This window comes from Stenotrophomonas sp. TWI1151 (assembly GCF_039673135.1).
In the GTDB taxonomy this organism is placed as follows: domain Bacteria; phylum Pseudomonadota; class Gammaproteobacteria; order Xanthomonadales; family Xanthomonadaceae; genus Stenotrophomonas.
Genome location: NZ_JBDJLA010000033.1, coordinates 1 through 1,048, shown reverse-complemented (window position 1 = coordinate 1,048; position 1,048 = coordinate 1). Strand labels below are relative to the sequence as shown.

The window sequence follows — 1,048 nt, the reverse complement described above, 5'->3', positions numbered from 1 at the left end:
ATTACGCGATGATCTTGGAGACCACGCCGGCGCCGACGGTACGGCCGCCTTCGCGAATCGCGAAGCGCAGGCCTTCATCCATGGCGACCGGGTTGATCAGGGTGACAACCATCTTCACGTTGTCGCCCGGCATCACCATTTCCACACCTTCCGGCAGTTCGCAAGCGCCGGTGATGTCGGTGGTACGGAAGTAGAACTGCGGACGGTAGCCCTTGAAGAACGGGGTGTGACGGCCACCTTCGTCCTTGGACAGCACGTACACTTCGGCGTCGAAGGTGGTGTGCGGCTTGATCGAACCCGGCTTGGCCAGGACCTGGCCACGCTCGACGTCGTCACGCTTGGTGCCGCGCAGCAGCAGACCGGCGTTGTCGCCTGCCTGACCCTGGTCGAGCAGCTTGCGGAACATTTCCACGCCGGTGACGGTGGTCTTCTGGACCGGACGGATACCGACGATTTCGATTTCTTCGCCGACCTTGATCACGCCGCGCTCGATACGACCGGTCACGACGGTGCCGCGGCCCGAGATCGAGAACACGTCTTCGACCGGCATCAGGAAGGGCTTGTCGATGTCGCGTTCCGGGGTCGGGATCCAGCTGTCGAGAGCTTCGACCAGCTTGATCACGGCCGGCACGCCGATCTCGCTCTGGTCGCCTTCCAGCGCCAGGCGGGCCGAACCCGAGATGATCGGGGTGTCATCGCCCGGGAAGTCGTACTTGCTCAGCAGCTCGCGGACTTCCATTTCAACCAGTTCCAGCAGCTCGGCGTCATCGACCATGTCTGCCTTGTTCAGGAAGACGACGATGTACGGCACGCCGACCTGACGCGAGAGCAGGATGTGCTCGCGGGTCTGCGGCATCGGGCCGTCAGCAGCCGAACAGACCAGGATCGCGCCGTCCATCTGGGCAGCACCGGTGATCATGTTCTTGACGTAGTCAGCATGGCCCGGGCAATCGACGTGGGCGTAATGACGTTCGGTGGATTCGTATTCGACGTGTGCGGTCGAGATCGTGATGCCACGTGCCTTTTCTTCCGGCGCGGCGTCGATCGA

The 1,048-nt window shown here is 62.8% G+C and carries 1 protein-coding gene; it reads right to left on the bottom strand.

From position 1 onward, the window contains the following. Position 1: 1 nt before the first annotated feature. Positions 2 to 1,048 (bottom strand): elongation factor Tu (gene tuf, locus ABE422_RS18720; RefSeq protein ID WP_346464659.1); only part of this gene is annotated, 1,047 nt, incomplete at its 5' end.